The 26,763-nt window shown below is 44.8% G+C and carries 23 protein-coding genes; 22 read left to right on the top strand and 1 reads right to left on the bottom strand.

Translation table 11 applies throughout. The annotated features are described in order from the left end of the window. The first annotated feature begins 39 nt into the window (after positions 1-39). Positions 40-480: a FixH family protein gene (locus BK126_RS11425; protein WP_083655862.1), complete on the top strand. Its 441-nt coding sequence runs from the start codon at positions 40-42 to the stop codon at positions 478-480. A 45-nt stretch (positions 481-525) separates the two neighbouring features. On the opposite strand, the gene BK126_RS11420 is transcribed toward BK126_RS11425, so the two are convergent. Then, positions 526-1,077, bottom strand: a complete 552-nt coding sequence (locus tag BK126_RS11420; protein ID WP_076312791.1) for a cupin domain-containing protein — start codon at positions 1,075-1,077, stop codon at positions 526-528. 259 nt (positions 1,078-1,336) lie between these two features. On the opposite strand from BK126_RS11420, the gene metH reads away from it, so the two are divergent. The 21 genes from metH (at position 1,337) to BK126_RS11315 (ending at position 26,516) form a co-directional block, all read left to right on the top strand. Then, positions 1,337-4,717 carry a methionine synthase gene (gene metH, locus BK126_RS11415; protein ID WP_445321891.1) on the top strand — a complete coding sequence of 1,127 codons (3,381 nt, stop codon included), beginning with the start codon at positions 1,337-1,339 and terminating at the stop codon, positions 4,715-4,717. A 262-nt stretch (positions 4,718-4,979) separates the two neighbouring features. Next, positions 4,980-5,897 (top strand): ribonuclease Z, encoded by a 918-nt coding sequence (gene rnz / locus BK126_RS11410; protein WP_076312789.1) that lies wholly within the window; start codon positions 4,980-4,982, stop codon positions 5,895-5,897. Positions 5,898-6,026: 129 nt separating this feature from the next. Further along, on the top strand, positions 6,027-6,809 hold the full coding sequence (locus BK126_RS11405; RefSeq protein WP_076312788.1) for a TIGR01457 family HAD-type hydrolase: 783 nt from the start codon (positions 6,027-6,029) through the stop codon (positions 6,807-6,809). Positions 6,810-6,863: 54 nt separating this feature from the next. Continuing rightward, on the top strand, positions 6,864-7,691 hold the full coding sequence (locus BK126_RS11400; protein WP_076312787.1) for an Fpg/Nei family DNA glycosylase: 828 nt from the start codon (positions 6,864-6,866) through the stop codon (positions 7,689-7,691). Position 7,692: 1 nt separating this feature from the next. Then, positions 7,693-8,535 carry a deoxyribonuclease IV gene (locus BK126_RS11395; RefSeq protein WP_076312786.1) on the top strand — a complete coding sequence of 281 codons (843 nt, stop codon included), beginning with the start codon at positions 7,693-7,695 and terminating at the stop codon, positions 8,533-8,535. Between the two features lie 20 nt (positions 8,536-8,555). Next, on the top strand, positions 8,556-8,897 hold the full coding sequence (locus BK126_RS11390; protein WP_076312785.1) for a cyclic-phosphate processing receiver domain-containing protein: 342 nt from the start codon (positions 8,556-8,558) through the stop codon (positions 8,895-8,897). A gap of 1 nt (position 8,898) precedes the next feature. After that, complete coding sequence (locus tag BK126_RS11385) at positions 8,899-9,213, top strand: thioredoxin family protein (RefSeq protein WP_076312784.1); 315 nt, start codon at positions 8,899-8,901, stop codon at positions 9,211-9,213. Next, on the top strand, positions 9,210-9,983 hold the full coding sequence (locus BK126_RS11380; protein ID WP_076312783.1) for an ABC transporter ATP-binding protein: 774 nt from the start codon (positions 9,210-9,212) through the stop codon (positions 9,981-9,983). The genes BK126_RS11385 and BK126_RS11380 overlap by 4 nt, the downstream gene beginning before the upstream one ends. Positions 9,984-9,986: 3 nt before the next feature. Continuing rightward, positions 9,987-11,039 carry a 23S rRNA (cytidine(2498)-2'-O)-methyltransferase RlmM gene (locus BK126_RS11375; protein ID WP_076312782.1) on the top strand — a complete coding sequence of 351 codons (1,053 nt, stop codon included), beginning with the start codon at positions 9,987-9,989 and terminating at the stop codon, positions 11,037-11,039. Positions 11,040-11,258: 219 nt separating this feature from the next. After that, positions 11,259-12,731, top strand: a complete 1,473-nt coding sequence (locus tag BK126_RS11370; protein WP_076312781.1) for a serine/threonine protein kinase — start codon at positions 11,259-11,261, stop codon at positions 12,729-12,731. Between the two features lie 28 nt (positions 12,732-12,759). Continuing rightward, complete coding sequence (locus BK126_RS11365) at positions 12,760-13,764, top strand: SAF domain-containing protein (protein WP_076312780.1); 1,005 nt, start codon at positions 12,760-12,762, stop codon at positions 13,762-13,764. Beyond that, positions 13,761-14,468, top strand: a complete 708-nt coding sequence (locus tag BK126_RS11360) for a hypothetical protein (RefSeq protein WP_076312779.1) — start codon at positions 13,761-13,763, stop codon at positions 14,466-14,468. Before BK126_RS11365 ends, BK126_RS11360 begins: the two co-directional genes overlap by 4 nt. Next, positions 14,465-15,298 carry a hypothetical protein gene (locus BK126_RS11355; protein ID WP_076312778.1) on the top strand — a complete coding sequence of 278 codons (834 nt, stop codon included), beginning with the start codon at positions 14,465-14,467 and terminating at the stop codon, positions 15,296-15,298. The genes BK126_RS11360 and BK126_RS11355 overlap by 4 nt, the downstream gene beginning before the upstream one ends. Further along, on the top strand, positions 15,299-17,122 hold the full coding sequence (locus tag BK126_RS11350) for an ATPase, T2SS/T4P/T4SS family (RefSeq protein WP_076312777.1): 1,824 nt from the start codon (positions 15,299-15,301) through the stop codon (positions 17,120-17,122). Next, positions 17,064-19,187 (top strand): hypothetical protein, encoded by a 2,124-nt coding sequence (locus tag BK126_RS11345; protein WP_256702809.1) that lies wholly within the window; start codon positions 17,064-17,066, stop codon positions 19,185-19,187. Before BK126_RS11350 ends, BK126_RS11345 begins: the two co-directional genes overlap by 59 nt. 86 nt (positions 19,188-19,273) lie before the next feature. Continuing rightward, positions 19,274-19,759: an ABC transporter permease gene (locus BK126_RS11340; RefSeq protein ID WP_076312775.1), complete on the top strand. Its 486-nt coding sequence runs from the start codon at positions 19,274-19,276 to the stop codon at positions 19,757-19,759. 91 nt (positions 19,760-19,850) lie between these two features. After that, the gene (locus tag BK126_RS11335; protein ID WP_076312774.1) at positions 19,851-20,198 is read left to right on the top strand and encodes a hypothetical protein; all 348 of its coding nucleotides are present in this window, start codon (positions 19,851-19,853) and stop codon (positions 20,196-20,198) included. Continuing rightward, complete coding sequence (locus BK126_RS11330; RefSeq protein ID WP_076312773.1) at positions 20,198-20,749, top strand: hypothetical protein; 552 nt, start codon at positions 20,198-20,200, stop codon at positions 20,747-20,749. Before BK126_RS11335 ends, BK126_RS11330 begins: the two co-directional genes overlap by 1 nt. Then, complete coding sequence (locus tag BK126_RS11325; RefSeq protein WP_076312772.1) at positions 20,736-21,725, top strand: hypothetical protein; 990 nt, start codon at positions 20,736-20,738, stop codon at positions 21,723-21,725. Before BK126_RS11330 ends, BK126_RS11325 begins: the two co-directional genes overlap by 14 nt. A gap of 136 nt (positions 21,726-21,861) precedes the next feature. Next, the gene (locus tag BK126_RS11320) at positions 21,862-23,067 is read left to right on the top strand and encodes an S-layer homology domain-containing protein (protein ID WP_076312771.1); all 1,206 of its coding nucleotides are present in this window, start codon (positions 21,862-21,864) and stop codon (positions 23,065-23,067) included. A 14-nt stretch (positions 23,068-23,081) separates the two neighbouring features. Beyond that, the gene (locus tag BK126_RS11315) at positions 23,082-26,516 is read left to right on the top strand and encodes a DUF5704 domain-containing protein (RefSeq protein ID WP_076312770.1); all 3,435 of its coding nucleotides are present in this window, start codon (positions 23,082-23,084) and stop codon (positions 26,514-26,516) included. Positions 26,517-26,763: the final 247 nt, after the last annotated feature.

Raw genomic sequence — 26,763 nt, 5'->3', positions numbered from 1 at the left:
CAGCGGCGGTTTTCTTTTTACTAGAATACAGGAAGGAAGATGAAAATATTGAAACTCTTCTTGCCATCGAACAACTTCAATCCTATCCAGCGTCAAATCTCGACGGGTTTCATTATATTAACTCTATGTCTTCTAATCTCAGGATGCTCATTTGAAGCTTCTTCGGAGCCGGCTGCTCTCATGGAACCGATTGATGTCAAGCTGAGTGCGTCGAGTCAAGAGATAAGCCTGAATGAAACCGTACATATGGAGGCTGTGGTGACTCAGCAAGCAGATGTCATAGATGATGCGGACGAAGTCATGTTCGAGGTTGCTACATCGGATGGTGTTAGTATGGAGTTTGAGGCGGAGCACCAAGGGGAAGGAGTCTATGTATTTGACTATCAGTTTAAAACTGCGGGAGAATACAAGGTTACTTCTCATGTTACAGCAAGAGGTTTCCACGCTATGCCATCTGTGCAGATTGTGGTGGAAGAATAGTGTCAACTAGAAGTATAGGACAAGCAAGGAAAAACTAGGACAACCTCAATGAGGTTGTCCATTTTTAATGTAAGCGGGATCAGGGTAAGGAGATAGGGTCCAACCGTTTTCTTTAATAGTTAACCGTACGGCAATGACCTCCTTGTTCTTCATTAGAGCAAATGAATGGGGAGTGTTCTCAGGAATCACAATGACATCCCCTGCGGTTAGCTCTATATCGAAATAACCTGAATTATCATCCTTCATACTTAAAATACCGTTGCCTGACAGAATGGCATGAGCTCCTTCATCTCCATGTGCATGCATTTCATCGAGCTCAGCAAGCTCCCCTTCGAGATTGGCAGTGGCATTTGACAAGGAAATGACTTCCCATTGTTGATAGCCGTGACGACCAGCCAATTCAGAAATTTCTTCTTTATAGAGGTCCAAGACCTGCTGTTGTTCTTCGTCAGACAGCAGCTTGTGGCCCTTGAGTTCTGCAGGCAACTTGGTTGAATCCCATTGCTCATAGAGTACATTACAGTCTTTCAAATAATTACGAACATTCTCCACTCCGCTAATTCTTTCATTCGTGTTTTTGATCAATAGTTCTGGCATGATTATTCCCTCTTTTCAAATTGGTTTAATAAATTATTTATTCTGCCTTTGCTAAGTGTTGTTCGTGGATAATATGAATTGTAACTAGGCTTGAAGCCGATAACGCTGACATGACGCTGATTTTCTGTCGATGATTTACCTTCCCAACAGGTGGTGTTTCTGCTAAACTAAGATTTAACGTTTTGCGGGAGGTATGACAGTGATCAAGAGTGACTTAAAGGATGCGTTGAATAAACGAATATTAATTCTAGATGGCGCCATGGGCACCATGATCCAGCAAGAAAACCTGACTGCCGAGGACTTTGGCGGTGAAGAGCTGGATGGCTGTAATGAAATACTTGTGCTGACTAAACCGGAATTGATTCAAAATATACACGAACGTTATCTTGAAGCTGGCGCTCATCTTATTGAAACGAACACCTTTGGAGCCACTTCTGTCGTGCTAGCAGAATACGATATACAGCATCAAGCAAGAGAAATTAATCTCGCTGCGGCAAAACTGGCTAGAGCAGCTGTGGATAAATATAATTCACCAGAATCTCCACGATATGTCGTAGGAGCTATGGGCCCAACGACAAAGACCTTGTCCGTTACAGGAGGGGTTACTTTTCAAGAGCTGATTGACAGCTATGAAGAGCAGGCTATCGCATTGATCGACGGCGGTGTCGATGTGCTTCTGCTGGAAACCTCTCAGGACACACTCAATGTCAAAGCTGGCAGCATCGGTATCCGGCAGGCGTTCGCCAAACGGAGCATCGAGCTTCCCATTATGATATCAGGGACAATTGAGCCAATGGGTACAACGCTAGCAGGTCAGAACATTGAAGCGTTTTATATTTCCTTAGAACACCTTAACCCGATATCGGTCGGGCTAAACTGTGCAACGGGTCCTGAATTTATGAGAGATCATATTCGTTCATTATCGTCCATGGCAGGAACAGCGGTCAGCTGTTATCCCAATGCTGGCTTGCCGGATGAGAATGGACAATATCATGAATCGCCTGATTCGCTGGCAACCAAGATTGCAGCTTTTGCAGAACAAGGCTGGATCAATATTGCAGGGGGATGCTGTGGTACGACACCGGATCATATCAGGGCTCTTGCTGATAAGCTGGGAACGATGAAGCCACGTCCGCTAACTGGAGAACATCCTCCAGCTATTTCGGGTATAGATCCTGTGTATGTAGAACAGGATAATCGTCCTTATATGGTTGGTGAACGAACAAATGTACTCGGTTCCCGTAAATTTAAACGCCTGATTGTAGAAGGCAAGTATGAAGAGGCCTCTGAAATTGCGCGTGCTCAAGTTAAGAATGGAGCGCAGGTTGTTGATATTTGTGTGCAGGACCCTGATCGAGATGAAGCCGAGGATATGCGTAATTTCCTTGAGCTTGTTGTTAAGAAAGTCAAAGTACCTCTAATGATAGATACAACAGATAGTGAAGTCATTGATCTAGCCCTTCAATATTCCCAAGGAAAAGCGATTATCAATTCTATTAATCTGGAAGATGGCGAGGATAAATTTGAGAACGTAACGCCGATCATCCATAAATATGGAGCAGCTGTCGTTGTGGGAACGATTGATGAGCGAGGGCAGGCAATTAGCAGGGAAGACAAGCTCGACGTTGCCAAACGATCGTATGATCTTCTCGTGAATAAATATGGTCTTAAACCGGAAGACATTATATTTGATACCCTTGTTTTTCCTGTAGGTACAGGAGACGAGCAGTATATTGGATCTGCGGCCGAAACGATTGAAGCCATTCGGTTGATCAAGTCCGCATTACCAGGAACACATACGATCCTTGGAGTAAGTAATGTTTCCTTTGGACTGCCTGAGGCAGGGCGTGAAGTGCTGAATTCTGTCTTTTTGTATGAATGCACCAAGGCAGGACTTGATTATGCGATCGTTAACACGGAAAAAGTAGAGCGTTATGCCTCTATTCCGCTTGAAGAACGAAAACTTGCCGAAGATTTAATCTACCGTACAAATGATGAAACCTTAGCTGCTTTTGTAGCCGCATTCCGTAATAAAAAAGTAGAGAAGAAAGTCCAAACCTCCAATCTGACCTTGGAAGAACGTTTAGCTGCTTACGTCGTTGAAGGCAGTAAGGAAGGACTCATCCCTGATCTGGAGCTGGCAAGAGCGAAATACAGTCCACTTGAGATCATCAACGGACCTCTGATGAAAGGGATGGAGGAGGTTGGAAGACTATTCAACAACAATGAGCTCATTGTTGCTGAGGTACTGCAAAGTGCAGAGGTAATGAAAGCTTCTGTTGCTCATCTGGAGCAATTCATGGAGAAGAACGAAACCTCGGTTAAAGGTAAGATTATGCTCGCCACGGTGAAAGGTGATGTGCATGATATCGGTAAGAACCTTGTCGAGATCATTCTCGCGAACAATGGTTACCAGATCGTCAATTTGGGTATAAAAGTACCACCAGAACGTATCATTGAGTCTTATCGTACAGAGAAAGTAGATGCGATAGGTTTATCGGGTCTGTTAGTTAAATCGGCACAGCAAATGGTGCTCACTGCACAGGACTTAAGGAATGCAGGAATTGACGTACCCATTATGGTAGGTGGAGCAGCACTGACAAGGAAATTTACCAAAACTCGGATCAGACCTGAATACAGCGGAATGGTTGTATATGCGAAGGATGCCATGGACGGACTTGACATCGCCAACAAGCTGATGAATCCGCAATCCAGAGAGCTGATGCTGAAGGAAATGCAGCTTGAGAAGGAGAAGGATGCCGCAGCTGTTAGTAATGTGATCCCCTTACCCGAGCTGACGAGAGTGGAACGCTCCAAAGTTTCTCAAGAGGCACCTGTATATTTGCCGCCTGATCTAGCTAGACATACCATTCGGAATTATCCGATTAGTCATATTCTTCCTTATGTTAACATGCAGATGCTGCTGGGGCATCATCTGGGATTAAAAGGCAACGTGGAGCAGCTGCTTAAATCAGGTGATTCCAAGGCAATTCAGCTTAAAGAAACCGTCGATCAAATTATGGATGAGGCGGTCAAGGACGGAATCATTAAGGCCAATGCAATGTATCGGTTCTTCCCAGCGCAGTCTCAAGGAAATGATATCATCATCTATGATCCGGAAGATCATTCAAAGGTATTGCACACCTTTACTTTCCCGAGACAAAAAGTCGATCCATACCTTTGTTTGGCCGATTTCCTAAAGCCAGTTGAATCGGGTGTTATGGATTATGTAGGATTTTTAGTGGTAACCGCAGGACATGGCATTTCAGAGCTGGCTGCGGAGTGGAAAGAAAAAGGGGACTATCTCCGGTTCCATGCTCTTCAGTCCATTGCGCTGGAAGTGGCTGAAGGCTTGGCGGAGCGTGTTCATCATATGATGAGAGATACATGGGGATTCCCTGATTCGGCAGATATGACCATGAAGCAGCGTCTTGGAGCAAGATATCAAGGAATACGAGTTTCTTTTGGCTATCCTGCCTGCCCAGATTTGGAAGACCAGGAACCGCTATTCCGCTTGATGCGTCCTGAAGATATCGGCGTAGAGCTGACAGAAGGATATATGATGGAGCCTGAGGCATCCGTATCGGCAATGGTGTTCAGTCATCCGGAGGCTCAATATTTTAATGTAGAGAAGGCGTAACAAGTGAAATGCTTGAGCTGATCTTTTCCTCCGATTCCACAATCGGAGGATTTTCATTTATAATCATATAATTAACCTTGATGGCCTATCATTATAAGCTGATTGTAATCCTTGCATGGTTCCGGCCTTATCTTTCTATACTAGAATCAATTTCATATCCCATTAAAAAGGGGAATTAAAAACTATATATACTTTTGATTTAAGCAGCTAAAGGTATTATGAAATTGATTCTCTAATCCAAATATAACGAGGTGATACAATCGTGGAACTATATTTTTTGGGGACCAATGCGGGTGTTCCATCTTTACAGAGAAACGTTACGGCTGTTGCACTTCGCATGCTGGAGGAACGTCGTTCCATCTGGCTGTTTGATTGCGGAGAAGGTACACAGCATCAATTCTTGAAATCTCCACTCAAACTAAGCAAACTCGAAAAAATATTCATTACTCATCTGCATGGTGACCATCTATTCGGACTTCCGGGTCTGTTATCCAGCCGTGCTTATCAGGGAGGAACGACACCTCTTACATTGTACGGGCCGCCGGGAATTAAAAAATATGTGGAAACATCGCTTGAGCTTAGTCAATCTCGAATCAATTATGAGCTGAGCATTATAGAGCATGAGGGCGGCATGATCTTCGAGGATGATACGTTTATCGTGGAATCGGCTCTTCTAGAGCATAGAATCGACAGTTATGGCTATCGAGTGATGGAGAAGGATCGTCCTGGCAGTCTTGACCCCAATAAGCTCGCAGTTCATGGCTTGAAGCCAGGTCCGTTATTTGGCAAGCTGAAGCGTGGTGAAAGTGTGGATCTTGGAGATGGTCTTGTGCTTCATGCCCAGGATTTTTTGGGTGCTCCAAAACGAGGGAAGATCGTTACGATTCTCGGGGACACTAGGCCGACCGCTCATGTAGTGCCTTTATCGGCTGGAGCGGACGTCGTCGTTCATGAAGCGACTTTTCTGCATGAATTGGCCTCTACAGCGCATGAATACTATCATAGTACTGCCAGACAAGCAGCGGAAGCGGCAAAAGAGGCAGGTGCGAAGAAGCTGATTATGACGCATTTCAGTTCAAGGTATAAGGATGAGGAGCAGCTTCAGCCGCTATTAAGCGAGGCGAGTGAAATATTTTCAAATACGATACTCGCAGCTGAGCACGAGCTGATTCAGGTCTAACCAGGGTAGGCAGAGGCCCTGCTACTCACGTTTTGCAATCGATTTAAAAAGGATGTACGATGGGCATAATGCTTATCTAACAGCGTACATACTGCGGTTTTATTCTTTTTTTGTAAGGAGTGAAATGAATTGTCACAACCGAAAGCCTACTTGCTCGACTTGGACGGAACTATATATCATGGGAAGCACCGGATTGATGGAGCAGATGTGCTCATTCAGCATTTGCGGAATTCAGGCATTCCGTACTTATATGTAACAAACAATTCTTCAAGAACTCCGGAAGGAGTGGCTGAGCATCTGAGGTCCTTGGGCATTGAGGCGGCCGGGGAAGAAGTATGTACGTCGGCAGTGGCCGCGGCTGAGTATGTAGCTAAGGAATCACCAGGTGCCAGAGTAGCGTATATCGGAGAGGATGGATTGTATCAAGCCATTCAAGCTGCGGGACTTGAAATAACGGAAACGTCTCCCGAGTATGTGATCCAAGGAATTGATCGTGAATTTACATACCATAAGCTCACTCAGGCTCTGCGCTGGATTAACGGTGGAGCTCAGTTTATCATGACGAATCCTGACTTGCAGCTTCCTGCAGATGACGGTCTGACGCCGGGAGCTGGAACCATAGGGGCTGCAATTGAGGCAGCTACGCAGGTGAAGCCAGTCGTCATTGGCAAGCCTTCAAGCATTTTGATGAAGCATGCAATTGACAGATTAGGACTGCCGGCGGCTGAGGTTGCCGTCATTGGAGATAATATGCGTACAGATATTGCAGCTGGGGCAGCAGCAGGCTGTTCATCGATACTAGTGCTGACGGGTGTAACGACGAGAGAGAATATGGATGCCCATGTTCGTGCGACAGGCATTAAGCCAGATGAAATTTATGAAGATTTACACAAATTGGTGAGCAGCATCTAGTGAATGGCGTATAATGTAACATGGACAGCAACAAGTGAAAGGAAGAATGCAAAGATGCCGGAACTACCGGAAATGGAGAATTACAAGAAGCTATTATCTGATCGAATATTAGATATTCCGATAACTAAAGTGACCCTTAATCGTGAAAAATCTATAAATGTCACTTCAGACGAATTCACATCTTCACTACTAAATACACGAATCGTATATATCGAGCGCCGGGCAAAGCATTTGATATTTCACCTGAGCACAGGCCGCAGATTGGTATTGCATTTGATGCTTGGCGGTATTTTATATTTAGGAACAGAAGATCAGCGTCCAGATCGTAATACTCAGATTGAGATCCAATTCGGCGATATAACTTTATATTTTATTGGACTAAGATTAGGATATTTGCATCTGCTGAGTGCGAAGGAAACGGATGAGGCTATGTCAGAATTAGGGCCAGAACCGCTTGATTACCGCTTCACTGAGGATAAGCTCAGAGCTGTGCTGAAAGGTAGAAGAGGAACAATCAAATCGACGCTTGTTAATCAGGAGGTCATTGCGGGAATTGGTAACTGTTATTCAGATGAGATCGCATTCGCAGCAAGTCTCACACCAAGCACGAAGATCCAAAAGATATTGGAATCTGGTGAATTAACAAGCAGGCTGTACCGATCGATTCAATCTGTCTTGAGAGAAGCCACGGCAGGTGGAGGATATATGGAAATGCCGCTGTATGAAGGTGATGAACTCACTGGTAAATACAACGAACAATGCAGAGTATACGATCGTGAAGGGGAAACCTGCACGCGCTGCAATAAGGGGATCATTACCAAGACGCTGATTACGGGCAAGAAAGCTTTTTACTGTCCGGAATGTCAGAAGGAAGAAGCCTGATTTGTACATTGGGGGACATGTAAGCACGAGGGGCGGATATAAACAGGCTGCAATGAGGGCGTATGACATGGGAGGAACCTCATTTCAGTATTTTCCAAAGAACCCTCGTGGTCTAGGGACCAAGGCCTATGATCAGACGGAGGCTGCAAGATGTAAATTGTATTGTACTGACCATCATATCCAGTCTATTGCACATTCGCCTTATCCTACGAATCCCGCTGTAGGGAAGTTAAAAGGAACGGATCTGTACGAGTCGATGGTTGCCTCTCTCAAAAATGATCTGGAGATTGCAGAGGCTTGTGGCTCAGCAGGTGTGGTTGTCCATTTTGGACATGCGAAGACAGAAGATCCGCTGCAGTCCTATCGCAATGTGATCCAGTTTATGGATGAAGTATTATCCGGCTGGTCTGGTAAGGCCAAGCTCCTGATTGAGAATCAGGCAGGGGATCATGGTCCAATGGGCACAACGATGGAAGAAATCGTTCAGATTCGAAACTTGTCGAGTCATGCGGAAGCGATCGGATTCTGTCTCGATACTTGCCATGCTTTTGCAAGCGGGTTATGGAATGGGACGACGGATGACCATATGATACAAAAGGGACATGAGACGGGGTATTGGGCTCAGCTCGTTGCCGTCCATGTCAATGACTCCAAATATGGCTTCCGGTCGTTTAAAGATCGGCATGAACGGGTCGGCAGAGGACAAATCGGGGCGGAAGGACTGTCATGGCTGTTACATCGTCAGGAGCTCGCAGACTGCATTTGGGTTCTCGAAAGTGAAAAAGGTGACGATGGCAGTCACAAGGACGATATCGAGCAAATTCGCTCCTGGCTAATGAACTAACGAGGAGAGGAGAGCGGTTCATGAATATATTTATGGATGATTACCGGGCATGCCCTCCAGGATTTACACTCGCACGAGATGCAGATGAATGTAAGCTGCTGCTAAATGAATATGGTGTAAGCATTTTGTCATTAGACTACGATCTGGGTTATGGCAAGCCGACAGGGCTTGAGATCGCTTCTTTTATTGTAGAACACAAGGTGTATCCCGAGAAAATATACCTGCATACCTCCAGTGACTATGGCAGAAGAGCCATGTATGAATTGCTGTATTCAAACAAGCCTGAAGATGTGGAAGTGCATAACGGTCCCATTCCTTATGAATTGCTTGAGAGCATTGCACGGACAGTGGGGCAGGATTAGCATGATTGAAGTTACTGAACAGGAAATTTTGAAGATGGCTTGGGAGGGACAAGCATTTGCCTTGTATGTCTACACTCCCTTATGCGGTACATGTCATGCAGCCCGGCGTATGCTGGAGGTATGTGAGCACTTACTACCTTCAGGCATTCTATATGAAGCGAATATAACCCAGATTCAAAGTCTCGTGCAGCAATATCAGATCAGGAGTGTCCCTGCCGTGTTGCTGTTTAGCGGTGCAAAAGAACTCCCTAAATCGATATATCGAATGGAATCCGTAGAGCATCTGCTCTCTCAAATCAGGAGGGTAATCATATGATCGAAATGGAGCACGTCAGTCTTCGCCGGGGAGACAAGGATATATTGAAGGATGTCAACCTTGAGATGAGGAAGGGAGAGAACTGGGTCATTCTTGGTAGAAATGGCAGCGGTAAAACGACCATACTTGAGATGATCATGGGCTATATGTTTCCCTCTGAGGGCAAGGTGAAAGTACTGGATTATTTATATGGTGAATGTGATGTGCGCGAGGTACGCAAGGAGATTGGCTATATCAGTCAAACACTGATAGAAAAGCTCGCATTGAAGGATCCCGTATGGGAGGTTGTAGCCACGGGTGCTTTTGCGTTTTTACGCTTCTATCAGCATATTCCTGACGAAGTGAAGGAGCAGGCGCATGCCCGGCTGGCCGAGATTGGATTCGCTCATTTGGCGGAGCAGCCATTTGGGACATTGTCTCAAGGTGAAAGAAAAAAGGTGCTCCTCGCCCGCTCGCTCATGGCACAGCCTAAGTTGTTGATTATGGACGAGCCTTGCTCGGGTCTTGATTTATTCGAGAGAGAAAAAATGCTGTCAGCGGTTGATGAGATCGGGAAGAAAGATATTTCGGTCGTATATGTTACTCATCATATTGAAGAAATTATGCCCTTATTTACTCATATTGCGCTTATTAAGGATGGCATGGTTGCGGCCGCAGGGCCTAAGAAGGAAGTATTGACAAAAGAAACAATAATGCATACCTATGGTATTGCTGTAGAGCTGGATTGGTTCGAGGACAGACCATGGATACGGGTATGCAGTGGAGGTTAACCTATTTTGACTAATCAAGAACAATGCGCAGAAGCACATTCTGCAAGATTCATTTGTACCGCAAATCATGGGTTTGCCCCGTATGCGCAAGAAGAGCTGCGAAGAGTATTTGGGAGTGTGAAAAGCTCAGTTATAGTACAGAGCGAAGTCTTCCTGGCGACCCTGCCGAGAGAGCAGGCAGCAGTTAACGAGCTGCTCATGAGGGAGCCGCTCATATTCTTAAGACATGTGTTCCCGGTTCAGTTTGAAGAGAATGTAGAGGATCAAGAGGCTTCATTTGCCCGCCTGTATCGCTATTTACTGGCACATCCTGCTCTTCAAGAAGGGACATTTGCCTTGCAAGTGCGTAAGACCGAAGAAAGCGCATGGACGGAAACCTCGGGTGCATTAAAGCAGCATATTCTTGCCGGCATTGATGAATTGCATGCAGAACATACGGTTCAAGAGGCCGACAGGGTAGTTTCTGTTTATCTTACAGGAGAACGTTTATATGCCGGTGTTTCTGCTCCTGCGGATAACTTGTCCGATTGGAATGGGGGTGCAGTTCGTTTTCAGAAGGAAGAGGGACAAATCTCAAGAGCGAAGTTCAAGCTGCTGGAGGCCGAAAAAACGCTGGGAATCCCCTTCTCGTCCTTTCATCGTGCACTCGATATCGGCGCGGCTCCGGGGGGCTGGACTTCATTCCTTCTGGAAAGAGGCCTTCATGTCACAGCGGTAGATCCGGCGAAAATGAACCCTTCCCTGCTGGACCATCCGAATCTGAAGTACCTCTCCAAGAATGCGGGTGATGTCAAATTCAGAGATAATGAATTTGATCTGCTCGTATGTGATATGAGCTGGAGTCCGAAGCTTATGGCCAAACTGGTTACAGGCTTACTGGATAGTCTTCAATCAGGAGGAACAGCGGTCGTAACGGTTAAACTTATGCATAAGAAGCCGATGGCCCTAATCCGGGAAGTTATCGAAGTATTCGAGAATTCCCGAATGCAGGTGCAGAGAGCCAAGCAGCTGTTCCATAACCGTGATGAAATCACGCTTTATATGATTAAGTACTAAGCCGCATGTTCTTATATAGAGGGTCCGTCTATTATAGCCGTGATCCTCTTTTGCTATATAAAGTAAAAAGACACTTTACATATCCCTGTATATGTCATATAATTAACCCAAAATTAACCAGTACGGAAATGGGAAAGCATCCCTATAGCAAAGGTTCAGCAGGACACTGCAGACCGCTATAGGGGCTTTCCTTTTTTTGTGCCTGTTAGGGGGTTTTGGATGAAGCAGCCTTCCCGTTTGGAACGAGGCTCTGTCCTCGGAGGGAGATATCATGTGATTCGAAAAATTGGAACTGGCGGCATGAGCCATGTTTATCTAGCTGAGGATTTGAAGCTGCCCGGCAAAAAATGGGCTGTCAAGGAAAATGTAAGCCGTCCAGAGTTCCATGGGAGTATCGTGTCAGAAGCGGAGACCTTAATTACATTGCAGCATTCCAGACTGCCGCACATTGTAGATTTTTTTGCACCGGATGAGGAAGGATACAGTTATTTGGTCATGGACTTCATTGACGGAATAACACTCCAGGAGTACCTGCATCAGAAGAAATTTCAGATACCGGTGAATACGATAACTAGAATCATTCATCAAATTATGGAGGTGCTGGATTATTTACATGGGCTCACTCCGCCGATGATCTATCGTGATTTGAAGCCCAGTAATATTATGATCGCCCAGCATGATGAGATTCGATTGATTGATTTTGGAATCGCAAGGAAGTACAAGCTCTCTGGTAATGAAGATACCGTGAAGCTTGGTACGATCGGATTCGCAGCTCCTGAACAATTTGGTTCAGGGCAGACGGATGCAAGGAGCGATTTATACAGTCTGGGGGCATTATTTCTGTACATGTCAACCAGAGGCGCACATAGTGAATGGATCGCTGGTGTGGAGCAGCTGCTTAGGAACGATAGCGTTCGTAAATATATACCCGTTATGAGACGTCTATTAAGGTATGAACCACAGGCCCGATATCAATCGATCAAAGAGCTTAGAGAGGAAATGTACAGATTATCTGAACACTATGAGCACGGGAATGTGATTAGAGCGTCTGGCGGTATGATGCAAGGTACTCGAATTATCGCGCTCATCGGTACAGCAGCTGGAGCAGGTGTAACACACACCGCAATTGCGATAAGCCATTATTTAGCCAGACTGGGCAGCAAGGTGGCCGTAATTGAGATGTCGAAGAGGTCCGTTGCTTTTTCCAGGATTAAGGCGATTGCATACCGTGATGCTGAACTTATGCAAGCCAAGAGCTTCGATATTGAAGGAGTCCATTACGTCCAGAGGAGCAGCAAATATGAGATGGTTGAGCTGCTTGGAGGCAGCTATCAATATGTCGTCCTAGATCTGGGGAGCGAGAGGGACTATAGCCAGATGGAAGAATTCTTCAGAAGTGATCTTCCTATAGTTGTAAATGCTGCTGCAGAATGGAAGCAGGATGACATAGCATCGTTTTTGCAATCGTATCCTAATCAGCCCAAATTAAAATGGACGTTTCTGCTGCCCCTTGCCTCCAAGGAGACGGTGAACAGAATGAGAAAAAGGATAGATACACCTAGAGTATATAGTATTCCACCACATGTTGATCCTTTTGACCGTACAGAGCATATGGATGAGGTATTGCAGGAGCTGTTAGACACGATTAAACCTATTAGCAAGAGAAGAAGGTTCCTATTCAAAAAAGCATAAGAAGAGTTTAGTAAAGGAGACCCCACGAGTGTCTAAACTTCGTAAACAGAGCAAGAAAAAAATAGTTGCCGGATTAATCGGAGCGGGAGCAGCAAGTATTTTATTTAGTGGATTACTGTTGTACGACTGGAAAATGGACAAGAACACCGCAGATTCACTTGAATCGAAGCATGAACAGGAACTTCTGGAGATCAAAAAGCAGCTCGTAGCCGAACAGAAGGATAGCAGGACAGGTTATGTCATGGTACATGATATTCCGGCAGGTGCTTTAATCAAAGATACAGATGTAAGGGCCGTGAAGGTGCCGCAAGGACAAGCGCCAGTCAATTTAATAAGCGAGCTGGATGATATTGCAGGAAGTGTATCGAAGATTGAGCTCAAGGCCGGGACTTCGCTGACTGCGGCAATGCTATATGAGGAGGAGCCGACACCCGATGACTTGAGGAATCGTGAAATTTCAGTTATAGCTCGTCCCTCACTATTGAATGCAGGAGATCGGATTGATGTGCGAATTCAGTTCCCGACAGGTCAGGATTACATTGTACTATCCAAGAAGAAGGTTCACGATCTGGATGGAGCTACGATGTGGATGACTTTAACAGAAGCAGAGATACTCACCTTATCCAGTGCCATGGTAGACGCCTATCTTCACAAAGCCTCATTATATTCTCTTACATATGTAGAACCTGAACTCCAAGAACGTGCAATACCAACCTATCCGGCCAATGAGGAAGTGCTGACGCTGATTGAATCTAATCCTAATATCGTAGATCTCGCCGAGCAGGCACTTGCTACGCAGCTGCGCAGTTCCTTGGAAAGGGCATTAAATGAATCTTCCTCATCCAACTACATGGTGTCAGAATCCATTGAAGATGGACTCGCTCGGGCGAATGACGACAGAACGTCGAACTGGAATAACAACATGAACGAGCAATCAGACAATGGCAATAGTCTATTAAATGCATCAAATGATGAGGAGACCCTATGGAAGGATACGAATATGGATGCGGCACAGGAAGGGGGATCTGAGTGAAAAGCTATGTATTTGCCGGGCCAAGCAACAAAACCGACTTGCTGCTAAATTTTAGCAAAATATTATCTGTCAGCGGATATCGGGTCATTCTAGTCGATGGTACTGTAGATGGGCGATATCGATATTGTATTGAGGAAGGTCATTCCACTCCAGCCGTTACAGAATATGAAGGCTTTGATGTAGCCACGGGGTATCGGCAATTTAACGAGGTTGAGCAGGCGTTACTCGAGATGAATGAAGATGTCCTCTATGACTTTATGATCTTAGACATCGAGCTTGCGGAGTTCCTGAACACGGATCAATGGTTATCTGCTACTGCAAGAGTATGGGCGACGGATTATTCACGCAAGACCCTGGAGTGTGGCAAAGCATGGATCAAAGAGCTGTGCAGTCAGCTGTCTGCAGATCGGCTTCCTCCGTTCTATAGGCTGTATTTAGACGCAGTAGATACGCACATCGAGTCTTATATCTGGGCCTACTACGAGGACAGTCCGATTGATTTTCAGGGCAGCCCGGTATCGTTCCGCTTAGATGAACTGGATACAGCGGTTCGGCTCGAGAACGAGCATCATCGAAGACGCAGCTTTAGGCATTACTCCAGACATTACAAGAAATCGCTTGCTGAATTAATGGAAATGGTGGCTGGCTTTGAGCCTGCCGAAACGAGGCGGGCAATACAAATGAGAGAGAGGAAGAGAGCATGAGCACTGTAGTATTTTGGAGTCCGGTAAACGGAAGAGGGACGTCTTCTCACCTTATTTTATCCGCACTGATGATTACACTCACGCACCATGTTCGTGTCTTGTCCATGCATATGCAACGAGCGGGAGATAGTATAGAGGCAGCGCTGCCGGTCAGAGAGGACACCATGGACCATATGACGAACATTTTTGCAACCACTGGGTGGGACGCGCTGCTACGGCTCTATTTAAGCGGCAACCTTACGAGAGATAAATTCAGAGATTATACGGTGCCTGTGTCCAGACAGCTGGATTTACTGCCGGGAGCTAGAGTGCTGAATGGGGTAGATGTAATCGAAGAGTATTCAAAATATATGCCTTCGGTATTAGAGGCGGCAAGTGAGGTGTATGATCTTGTCATGCTGGATGCCGGAAATAGAGACAGGATGGAGCGAGAAGTGTTGAAGGATGCTGATGTGGTAGTCATTAACCTGGATCAAAACTTGAGGGTGCTAGAACATTATTTTGGCGATACAGAATTAAAAAAAGACCTGGAAAACAAAAAGGTTATTGTGACAGTTGGGCAATACGACGCAGATTCCCATTGTTCCATAAACAATATGAAGCGGCGCTTTAATTACAAACATCCGGTCATTGCTGTGCCTTACTGCACTGAATTCAAGGATGCGTGGAATCGGCGGGATGTGCCTTCTTATTTGCAGCAGAACATGAATCAGGACAAGAAAAACGGTCAACGGGGTGAGCATGCTTCGAGCATTAGGGAGCTGGCCAAATGTATTATGGACAATGCAGGTTTACGTACGATCTTGAAGCAGCTGGAGAGGGGAGCATAGATGCGAGGAGAGGCTGCGGTGAATGCTCTTCTCATCTGCCTGGTTTGCATCTGTATGATATTGATCATGTTACGGATAAGAACGAGGACCAAAGCTTATTCTGGAATATCCTTAGGAGTTCATCATGAACCCAGTACGATCGAGAATTTGACGGAGTATATCAAGCAGTCGCTGCATGAACTCAGTCATAGCCAGCTTGCAGATGCAGGATTGCACGAAGAGGAATACAAACGAAAATTAAATCAGCGGGCCGAGATGAGACGCGCCCTCAAGGATTGTATCTCCGGAAGTGTCAGTGATAAGGCATTTGTCAAAAATTTAATTAAGGATTTATTGCTTCATAGCTATGGACTAAATGAGAAGAGCATTGACGAAGCAATTCCGTTTAATCACACCCTAAACTTAACCGTTCAGGATCAGTTTGAAATCGTATTTTATTTGTATAAACAACAATATGGAACAGAGGCACTTTCAAGCCTAATTGATACCTATGATTTGGCTGAACTGAGATGGGATCAGGAGGATGCTGCAGGCTATTATGCGATAACAGAGGAGGATATAAGACACATCTTCGCATGCGAGTATAGAGAGCTCCATTTTGCCGATAAGCTGAACATTGTCGTTCAACGGATCTATCAGCAATACAAGGGATTTTCTGTCGTTGACGAAATTCGTGACCAGCGAATCGATGGAGTCAGTGGAGGTGTAAGCGGGATGCTGGGTACAGATTTGTCTGCGTTTCCCCGTGATGGATTTAACAGAGATATTCCTATAACAACGGATAGTGAAGATGACATTCCTTCGAAATCCATAGAGAGTGTCTGGATATTTTACAAAGGCAAGTCCATCCATCTTTCCTTTTTGTCTTTTGGAACAGAGCGGGAGCTGAGAAGAGTCTGCCAAAATATTTATAAATATAATCATCCCGGACAGTTGTCGGAATCAAAAGGCTACAAAGTAAACGAGATGAAGGACGGCTCAAGGGTGGTCGTGGTTCGTCCTCCGTTCTCCGAGTCCTGGGCATTCTTTGTTCGTAAGTTTGATCTGCAGAATACAGCTCTATCTAAATTAATTATTGGTGAGAATGCAGGGCCGGTCATTGAATTCATCGAGTATCTCATGAAGGGCAGCCGTATTACCGCCGTTACGGGAGCACAGGGATCAGGTAAAACAACACTATTAATGGCGATGATCAAGCATATCTATCCTTATCACACGCTTCGGGTACAGGAAATGGCCTTTGAATTGCATCTAAGGAAGCTATACAGCAGGCGTAACATATTAACATTCCGGGAAACAGATCATATCTCAGGACAAGAAGGTCTGGATCTACAGAAGAAGACCGATGGAACGGTCAATATTCTTGGTGAAGTCGCAAGCGACGAGGTAGCCGCATGGATGATACAGATGTCACAGGTTGCCAGCTTGTTTACGGTCTTTACGCATCATGCCAAGACATTTCCGGATCTTATCTTCTCCTTAAGAAATTCGCTCCTAAAGGCGGGAATGTTCAGCCAGGAGTCTATAGCCGAGGAACAGGTAGCAAGTGTAATCAATTTTGATATTCATCTGAGAAAGGACGCAGACGGCAGAAGGTATATCGAACGGATCACAGAATGTGTGCTGGTTCCAGGCCATTTGAGATCAGGGCATCCCGCTTTTACATATAGAAATATTGTTGAGTATAGGGCAGGGAGATACTACATCGCTTCTGAGATATCTGAGGCCAACAGAGTAGAAATGCTATCGCATATGAACAAGGAAGATGCCGAGTCGTTTGAACGCTGGCTTCTGGCACATCGGGGTGAAGCTCATGTCTCTTAAAGAATGGCTGCTGATTCTCTTGTTTATCTCTCTGGCCGCATTTATAGCTGTAATCGGATTGATATCTCGCGTCAAGCGTCAGCAAGAGCAGCGAGTAGGAGCGGTTCCATACAATTCCAATGCAATAAGTACATCTGCGCAGCTAGCGGCATTCCTTCATGTTTTTTTTATGAGATCTTATTTGGTAGGAATCAAGATTCCTGTGCTGTCGGGTTACATCTTGCTGGTGAGGAAAAAATTAAGCTATCAGCAGGGGATGAGCGAGTACTCGCTCCGATGTCAGACGATGAAGCTTACATGGTCCATCTGGATTTCTTTTCTCACCGCAGGAGGCATCCTGTTCTCCCTACAGCCAGGGATCAGCTTCCTTATACTGTCCTGTCTTGTTGGAGTGATCATTAACAGCCTATTCCTGGATATGACGGTAGCAAGGCAAGAGAGGAAGCTATTGTCTGAAATGATTGAATTGTTCGCCGATGTACGTCACAGGTACCATCAGCACGGTATGGTGGAAGAAGCGCTGTATGAAGCTGCGGAGTTCGCTAATGGGGAGGCTGCCCGGCATGCAATGCATATTTATGCGGCCTTAACCTCTGTTAACCCGGATGAAGCACTTGAGCGATATTATGAGACAGCTCCTAATCGCTTCCTGAAAGCCTTTGCCGGAATCTCCTATATGGTCATGGAATTCGGTGATCAGCATCCGGATCAGAGCTCCATATATTTAACAGGGATCAGCAGCCTGACTCAAGAGATCCATCTTGAAATACTGCGGCTGGATAAGCTTGATTATCTATTAAAAGGACTGAATTTGATCAGTCTCATTCCGGTCTTCTTTACGAAGCCAATCGAGAACTGGGCCAGAAGCAGCTTTCCGACCATGAATGAATTTTATGACAGCAAGATGGGGTTCATCATTCTATTATCCATCTACGTCATCATTATTGGTTGTTATCTCATGCTTCAGCAGCTGCAGCGTAATCAGGAGACGACATTTCGGATTACTCAGCAAAAAAGAATCCTTGAAAAAAAGATTTATCGCTGGAAATGGATACAACCATTCGTTTCAAGCTTTGTGCCCCAGCCAGGTACCAAACGATATCATTCAATGGTCAAGCTGCTCCGTGATACGAATACGCATTTGAAAGTGGAGTGGTTTGTGGTAAGGCGGCTTCTATGTGCCAGTATTTGCTTTTTCGTCGCATTTGGAAGTGTGCTGTACTTGCATTATGTTGAGAAGCAGCACATTCTGACGAAGCCGGTGACCCAGACGACAATCTTTGGAAAGCTGCCTGATGATGAACTCGAGGAAGCACGCGCATGGAGTGAGCTGGACGAGAAGGTAATGCGTGATCTGAATATGAATGCTCACAGCTCTTATGAAGAAGTTGAACGATCACTCCTTGCGGTATCTGCAAAGTCGCCGGATCAAGAAACAGTGCTTGCGTCCGTACCCCGAATTATGGACAAGCTCCAAGCTTGGAATGATGAATTCCTTAAGTGGTGGGAGCTGGCTCTCTGCTTCGGAATCGGGTATGTAGGGTTTCAACTACCGTTATTGCTGCTATACATGCAGCGTAAAGTTCGGAGTATGGATATGAAGCATGAAATTTATCAATATCAGACAGTGATTTCTATATTAAGAGAGATGGACCGAATGTCAGTTGAGGAAATTTTGGAATGGCTGAACCGTTTTGCTGTCATTTTCAAAACACCGCTTCAAAAATGTCTGCTTCATTTCGAACAAGGACCAGAAGCAGCACTGGAGCTGCTTAAAGAAGAAGTGACATTGCCTGAATTTCAAAGAATGATAGATAAGCTTATGCTGTCTCTTGGTGCAATTACGATCAAGGAAGCCTTTGATGATCTGGAAGGGCAGATGTCGTTTTATTTCGAACAGCGAAGGCAGGAGTATGCCCAAATGATCGACAAGAAAGCGGAATGGGGAAAGATGATCGGATTCACGCCGATGTACTCTCTAATCTTCCTTTATCTAGTTATTCCGCTGATTACGGTGAGCTTCGCACAAATGAATATCTATTATGAGCAAATACAGAAGCTTTGAGCCAGACTCACGTGAAACCAATCATAATTTTTAAATGAGTTATAAAATGCATTCCTAATATATCAAATTATATCGGAGGTATAACCATGCAAAATGCATCATCTGCTCTTAAAGTAGCTGCAGGTATTTTTCTTACTATTGCGCTGATCACGATCGTCGTTATTCTATTTATTTCCGCTCAGGAGGCAACGAAGACAGCACAGAACAATTTTGCCGATATTCAGACCGAGCTGTCACAGGCTGCTTTTACTGTGTATGACGGAACAACAATCAGTGGATCCCAAGTGACGAATGCGCTACGAAAATTTGCAGGTAAAGATCAGTTCGGGATTTATATCAAAACAGGCAAGAATCCAGAAGGTCAGTGGTACGGATACCCGTTGAATACCAGCTCCGACACGAATAATGGATATGGGGAAGTCATTAATCCGGAAGGCGGTACTAGTGGAGTCCTGAACGATACGTTGAATGAGCGTTTGAACGAATACGTTAATCCTAGCGGCAGATTTAAAGCAACCGTGGTAAAGGACAACTCCAACGTAGTGAGAGGTTTACTATTTGTACAATCCTAAGCAGCTGCATTAATAGTGAGAGCAAGTAATGAGAGCTGATTAATTCTGGGAAGAGAGAAGGGGTTGTGATCTGGGAGAACACACTAGATCCATGCTGCTTATCGCTGTAGCTCTAACGACCTGGGTTTGCGCATGTTTATTAGCTGTATCTCTAGTATCTGCGATGGAAACTGCATCATCTGCAAGACATATCCATCAATCAGAACAGGATGGCCGTATACGGACCATCCTTGGAGAAGCAGTAAGACCTACGGTCAGCAGTGCTTATGTACGCAGCATGATAGAGTTTCCACAGGAGGACATTATCATATATGTTGACGGAAGCATAGCGGCTGACAACATTGAACTTCAAGCCGGAGCTGAATACAGCGTGGAATATATAAGAGGACCCGCTCGCGAGCTCAAGCAAATTCATTATCGAAAGGCGGCAGATGCTTAGTGACGAACAGTGTATCCAAAATACTTGCAGCTCTGCTTGCCGTCCTGCTCCTCTATGTGTACCCGGCAGTTGAAGCTGCTGGAAGGCAGGATGATCTATCCCGGCTGACGACATATAACACTGTGACTAAGTTTGTAGATGCGGTGCGGACGAAAGGGTATATTACACCGACTATGTACGAGCAGTTCCAAGAAGAATTGGCACTTACCGGTAACACGTTTGACGTTAAACTTGAGCATATGCACAAGAAGTATGTCCCTGAATATACAGACCCGATGAATCAAGCGACGTTTACAGGAAAGTTCGAAGCCGTGCTGGATGGTTATTACGATGAACAGATCATGGGGGTTTTGTTTCCGGATAATGAAATGTCCAGAGATGATCAAGCCCGAGTATACAAGCTTACTGAAGGAGATTTTTTTCGTGTAACTTGTATGAATACCAACAAAACTCCAGCTGATCTATTCAAGGAATGGTTACTGCTAGATCAGGGAAATGGAAGCTCGATTCATGTGAACTACGGAGGAATGGTCATTAATGAGGATTACTGATTATGCCATCCTCTTCGTCCTCATCTTCTTTCCTGTATTCTGGTTCTATAGCATGGACATGAAGGATGAAGCCGAGGCTGTAAGGCTTGAGCAGCAGTATACGCAGGCTGTTCAAACAGCGGTACAGGACGCAAGCAGTGTGATGAATTTGAATGAAGATCCTTTGCTCGAAACCAGCTATGCCTCGTCCAAATTTACAAGGGTAGACAAGGATCTTTTGCTGGATACCTTTATGCATACGATCTCCATTAACTTTGGTTTGGATGAAGATCGATCAGCTCAGTTAGCTTTTATGACATACATGCCAGCACTTCTAGTCATTGACTATGATGGCTATTACATCTATCAGAGTACTCCCTATACGAATCTGGAAGGCCGGAATGCAGAAGAGCATCTATGGACTGAGAAAAAAATGTACATCTATGCGGATGAGCTGGGGAATACGGTTCGATTTACTTTGGATGATTATGTATATGCATACGAGCACAGGACGGGTCAATGGGTGGAAGGGTATTTGGATGAAATACGATCTCTTACCCGTATCCCACTCCTACAAGATGCTGATACTTTTGATCAAGTAAGAAGACATACGATTGTTAGTGAGATTCAGGATGATCTCGCGTACGCTATCCACGTTCATAATGATAAAGCCTTGCGTAATGGCTATGCCTATCAATTTACTCTTCCTGTAATTCCACAGGAGGAATGGTACAACACCATTGATGATGTGGGAGTGATGGCATTCATCCAAGGAATTCCGGTTGGAGCCGGATACTATAACAATTATGCATTTTCGGGAGGCAGGCTCGTAAAGACGACGCCTGTTGTAGGTGGAATTGATGCAGAGACAGGGATTAAATACTATTACCCAAGCACCTGTAATCTTGCATTTGTGCCGATGGAACGATTTACAACGTCTAAGGAAGCGGCAGCTGCAGGCTATTTTGAATATGGATGCATCAATAATGCACATTGATAGACAAGTAGAAAAATGGATTTTTTTATAAAATATGTATAGTGATTTTCCGATAAAATACTAGAATTATAGCTAATTTCAATTAGTAGGCAGCTGGAGCAAGAAAACAACTATACATAACAGGAGTGATAGGAAAATGAAAAAACAGATGAGCTCAATATTAGCAGGAGCCCTTATATCCGTTAGCATTCTAGGGAGCTCACTGCCTGTGAGTGCAGCTAACAGTAAGTTTAGGGATGTTCCTTCTACTCATTGGGCCAATCAATCCATTACCACTGCAGTGGAGAAAGGATATTTCAAAGGCTATTCAGATGGTACATTTCGTCCTAAAGCCAATATTACACGTGCTGAGTTTGCAGCGTTAATTGCAAGAGTTGCTGATTATGAAGCGGTTCAGGGTACTGCTGGTTTTTCAGACATGAAAGGTCACTGGGCAGAATCCGCGGTAAATGCAGCAGTAGGTATGGGTTTCATCAAGGCGACAGACTATCCTAACGGATTTCAACCCGGAAAAGCCTTGACCAGGGAAGAGATGGCAAAATGGCTGAGCTCTGGACTTGCAGCAAATGATGCCGAATACAAGCAGGCTTGGTCAGATACCAAAACTACGGTTCTTCCAGTGAAAGAATATTTCAAAGGTAAGATTAGTCCGACGAAGGCTCCATTTATTGCGATTGTGATGGGGACAGGCCTAATGAAAGGTTACACGGATGGGACCTTTGGACTTACCCAAACGACAACCAGGGCGGAAGTCTCTGCCATTGTCCTTCGATTGGAGAACGTGCTTAGCAAATCCGCAAATTCATTCGCAGATTTAACAGAGCTGCGCGCCGTAGGTACGGAAAAATCTAATTTGGAATTAGTAACTCCGTTTACTTTCGGTAATGAAACGTTCGCTGATGCATCGGGTAAAACATTTACTTTTAAAAATGGAGCAGGAAGTTTAGTTTTTCATAGGGCCATTGCAGTTAATGCTCAAAGCTGGAACAATAAACAGAGTATTTATTCAGATGTATTTGTAGCTGAAGAAGATAAAATGATGGTCAATAAAAAAGGATTATATCCAATATTTATGGAGCTAACAATTTATCCGAAAACTAATAATTTTAGCGCTACACATTATAGTAACTCAGGTGCTCTTCTGTTGAGAGGAGCGGCTATTTCCAATGGATTGCCATCTAAATATGGTTATGAAACTCTACCAAATGAAGAAACAGCTCAATACTTTGCGAATCATAGACAAGGCATAACTATATGGGTTGTTCGTTATTTAACAGAAGATACATTAACGAACCTAAAAATGGACGATGGTACGTATGTAAGAATAGTTAACAAGAAATAATAGAGGGCATCATTATGAAGAAATTTCTAATGTTTCTTTTTTTATTTTTCTTTATCTCTATCTCTATCTTTGATAATAAGCCCGTATTTGGTATTTGGGAGAAAGGTTATCCAAATGTTGACGGGGTTGAGGCTACCTTGGTTCCTGACGCTGGTGATAAACCAAGCTACAGGAAACAAACACTCAAGGTAAAGGTTACTGGAGATAGTGAACCAAATCCAGGAACATGGTGGACTCAAGGGGATGGAGAGAAATGGTCTGCAGTAAGAAACCAAGGTGACAGAGTGGAAACATCAACTGTGGGGGAAGGTGATAATGCGTTTCCCTTCGCTGAAAAATTTGTGACAGACAAAATTAATACTAGAGACTATGTGCCGAGATCACTAGAAGATATTAACGGAAATCCTTATCAAATAATTTATGTGAACGAATTAAGACTTGAGGACGTATCATATGTCGATGCAGATAGCTATTCATATGAAGGAAAACCTACGTGGGAAGCAGGAAGTCTGTTTGCTGTTATTAGTACAAAAACAGGTAAGCTAGCTGAGAGTTCACGATACTATGAACATGCAGAACGACATGACTATGGTAGAAGACCAGACGGGAGTCTAAAATATCAAGTACTATATGAAACACCTTTGCTTATTGAATACACCGGCTTCATCAAAGAAATTAAAGAACTAAAAGTCGAAGAAGACATGACTATGGCCGTCGATGAGAAGAAGCCACTGTACGCAAAAGTTAAAACGACCCAGTATGATGGGGCGGAATCAAGCTGGGTGGATGTTTCTTATCGGGACAGTGTGAAGTGGAGCTCGGATAACAAAGGGGTAGCCACTGTAGATGCTGCAGGCAGAGTGACGGCCGTTGGAGAAGGAACTGCTCGAATTACGGCGATCTGGGATAGTGAAGAAGGTCCATATCATCTATATGATTATGCCACGGTAACGGTTGGTGGTGATCCGGATGAAGAGCCGGAGCAACCAGGAGGAAAGGCTGCGTGTACTCCTACGATTAATCCACCTTCTCAAGGCTCCACTCCTGCAACGACTTTTATGGATCCTGGGGCTCAAGGACATATTCTAGCGGATGACGCCGCGAATGGTATTCATTTCGATGCGACGATCGGAATTCCCACCTCAGAGCACTTGTACGCCAACGCTTGGGCGTATCCATATCTGTACCAGCATACGTTTGGTCAGCAGAGAGGTACGATTACTTACGATTGTAATGCCGAGATCACCTATGTTCTGAAATGGGAGGAGGCACAGGATCCTGTACCTGATGAGGATGGGAATATGGTTGAAGTACCTCCAGAACCGAAGTCCGTATCTGAAACGGTCAATTATCAATTTTCATTCGAAAGGGATTACTCTTATTGGACTGTGAACAACCTTGAGGTTTATGGTATTGAACAAGGAACGATGTCAAATTATGCGCTGCCCGGAAAGTCGGTAACGTTAAGGCCTAATGGATATACACCTCCTTCTGTGCAGCTCGACAAGTCTGAGAATGCGGAGGAACATGTCATACCAAAAAACAGCGGCGCAATTAGCTTTACTCCAGATGAAGTCGATGGAGGAGACAGTAAGCCTTCACCGCCTGATGATACTTCGATATTGCTCGGAATGGCTGAAGCTCAGACTGGACCACCCGAAGTGAAGAATGATTCGCTCGATTTTACTTGGAAAGGGACAACCACCACTGTAATGGATGGGAGTACTGTAATTCAGAATGGACCTAGTCCGACGAAAATACCTCAAGCACCCAAGATCAGGTCCTATAAGGATAGCGGAGAGACCCTATTGTACGAGGATCAGCTTCTAATTAGCCAGAGCTTGCTGAATGAATCGGATGCCCCATCGACTGGAACTATTAATTATACAGTTATTCAGCCTGCGGTGGGGGGTGGAGGAACTCGTAGCTATCCAATAACCCCCATCAATGAGGTTACCGTACATACGCCTGTGGTGAACTACTCACTCGTCTCCGACGATCAGGCTCATAACCAGAAGACGAATCCGAACATGAATCGTTCAGCCTTAATTTTGGAGCGTCCGTTTAAAGTAAGAATTCCGACGGAAGGACAGCATACGAGCTATCCTGGATATGGAAACCGAGATTATGCGAAGTATTATCGGATCAAGCAGGTGAAATTCCCTTTTGATGTGTTCAGCCATGACAAATTACATTTCTATCCGCAAGGGACATGGATTAATGTACCGGCAGCCCAGCTCGATACGACCTTTTATCTTCCTGTATGGGTGGATGAAGGTGATTATCAGGTAGAATTCAGGAATATCGCGGAAAATGCACCTTCGGATTATAATGCTAAAGATGAGCAGGATGCTAACCTGAATCTTATACATCATATCGCAAGTGATGAGGTATCTGTTGAGGTCATTGGAAGGCTGTACGATTTTCGGATAACCGATATTGCGGACTACAGCTGGGAAAATGTATTCCGGACAACTGAGGGCAGCAGTGCTCCAACAGGCGTATCTTATTGGGTAGGAACCTTGGGTATTGACGGTGATCCGAGAGGAATCGATGAGAAATTTACGACGCCGATCCGTCCGGGGAGCCATCCTGCCGAAGGGTACAAGAATGTAGCCATTAAGACAGGCTATCATTTCAAATTTGATTTCAAGACCAAAGGAAATATGTTTGGTCCCCAGGATGGAATTCGGATTACACCTAGCTTTTATTTCGTCACGAAGGATGGACAGACCCGAGTTCCTGTAGATCTCTATTACCATACGAAGGAGCAGAACTTTGTCCGGATCGGATCAGAAGAAGATCAGGTTCAGCGATATGTCGTTCTAAATGAACGACTGCGGAATGTGCCGGCAGGACAGCTTCAGGATACGGCAAGGTACAAATATCATCACGATGGCACCCTTCATACAGGCATGATTACCGAGAGTGCATACCAGAGCTATTATCAAACAGTGTTTACCAAAATGAAAACCCCTGTAGGTGGATGGGATCTTCTAATGATTCCAGAGCAGCTGCGTACCTTTATTGGACCGAAGACAAATATACCGGCAACGGCAAGCAGTGATGTTCTTCGTGCGAACGCCTCAATCCAGCAGTGGTACGGTGAGTATAGTCTGCCAGCCGAGCCTTATGTGGTGAGGCAAGGAACGAATATCGCAGAATATGCTAGGACGAATAGAGGAATTGACGAGAAGTCACCTATCTTCCTGAAGAACGGTTATATTATCGTAAACTTCAATCTGGAATCCATTCAGGAAGGAAAGGTTAATGCTCCGCATTTGCAGTATATCCATGCTCCTTTAATGAATCAGTGGAAGATGGAAGGATATCAAAACAGAGTCTTCGATGCATACGCTCAAGCCTTTAGCTTACTGGATGGAGATGTTGTGTTCTATCATGCCGATCAATCGAGCCGGGATGATTTCAGTCCACAGGTACCACATTAATCATTACTGGAGAAGACCCGGCTTCGGGTCTTTTTTTCATTACATCATTAATCGCCCGCCTCCGGCTGTTCCCGATTGACTTCAATCCTGACATTGGGAGGCGGCCAAAATGGAATAGCGGATGCTATTTTTGCATTGACTCCCAAAATCTTAGTATCAGTGAGCCTTCAAATTATGCTAATATATCATATTAGATGGATTGAGCTTTAGAGATTTCAGCAAGCTTGAAAAGTTTGCATACATCTCT

It is taken from the genome of Paenibacillus sp. FSL H7-0326, assembly GCF_001955535.1.
In the GTDB taxonomy this organism is placed as follows: domain Bacteria; phylum Bacillota; class Bacilli; order Paenibacillales; family Paenibacillaceae; genus Paenibacillus; species Paenibacillus shunpengii.
This window is presented reverse-complemented; position numbering and strand designations above follow the sequence as displayed.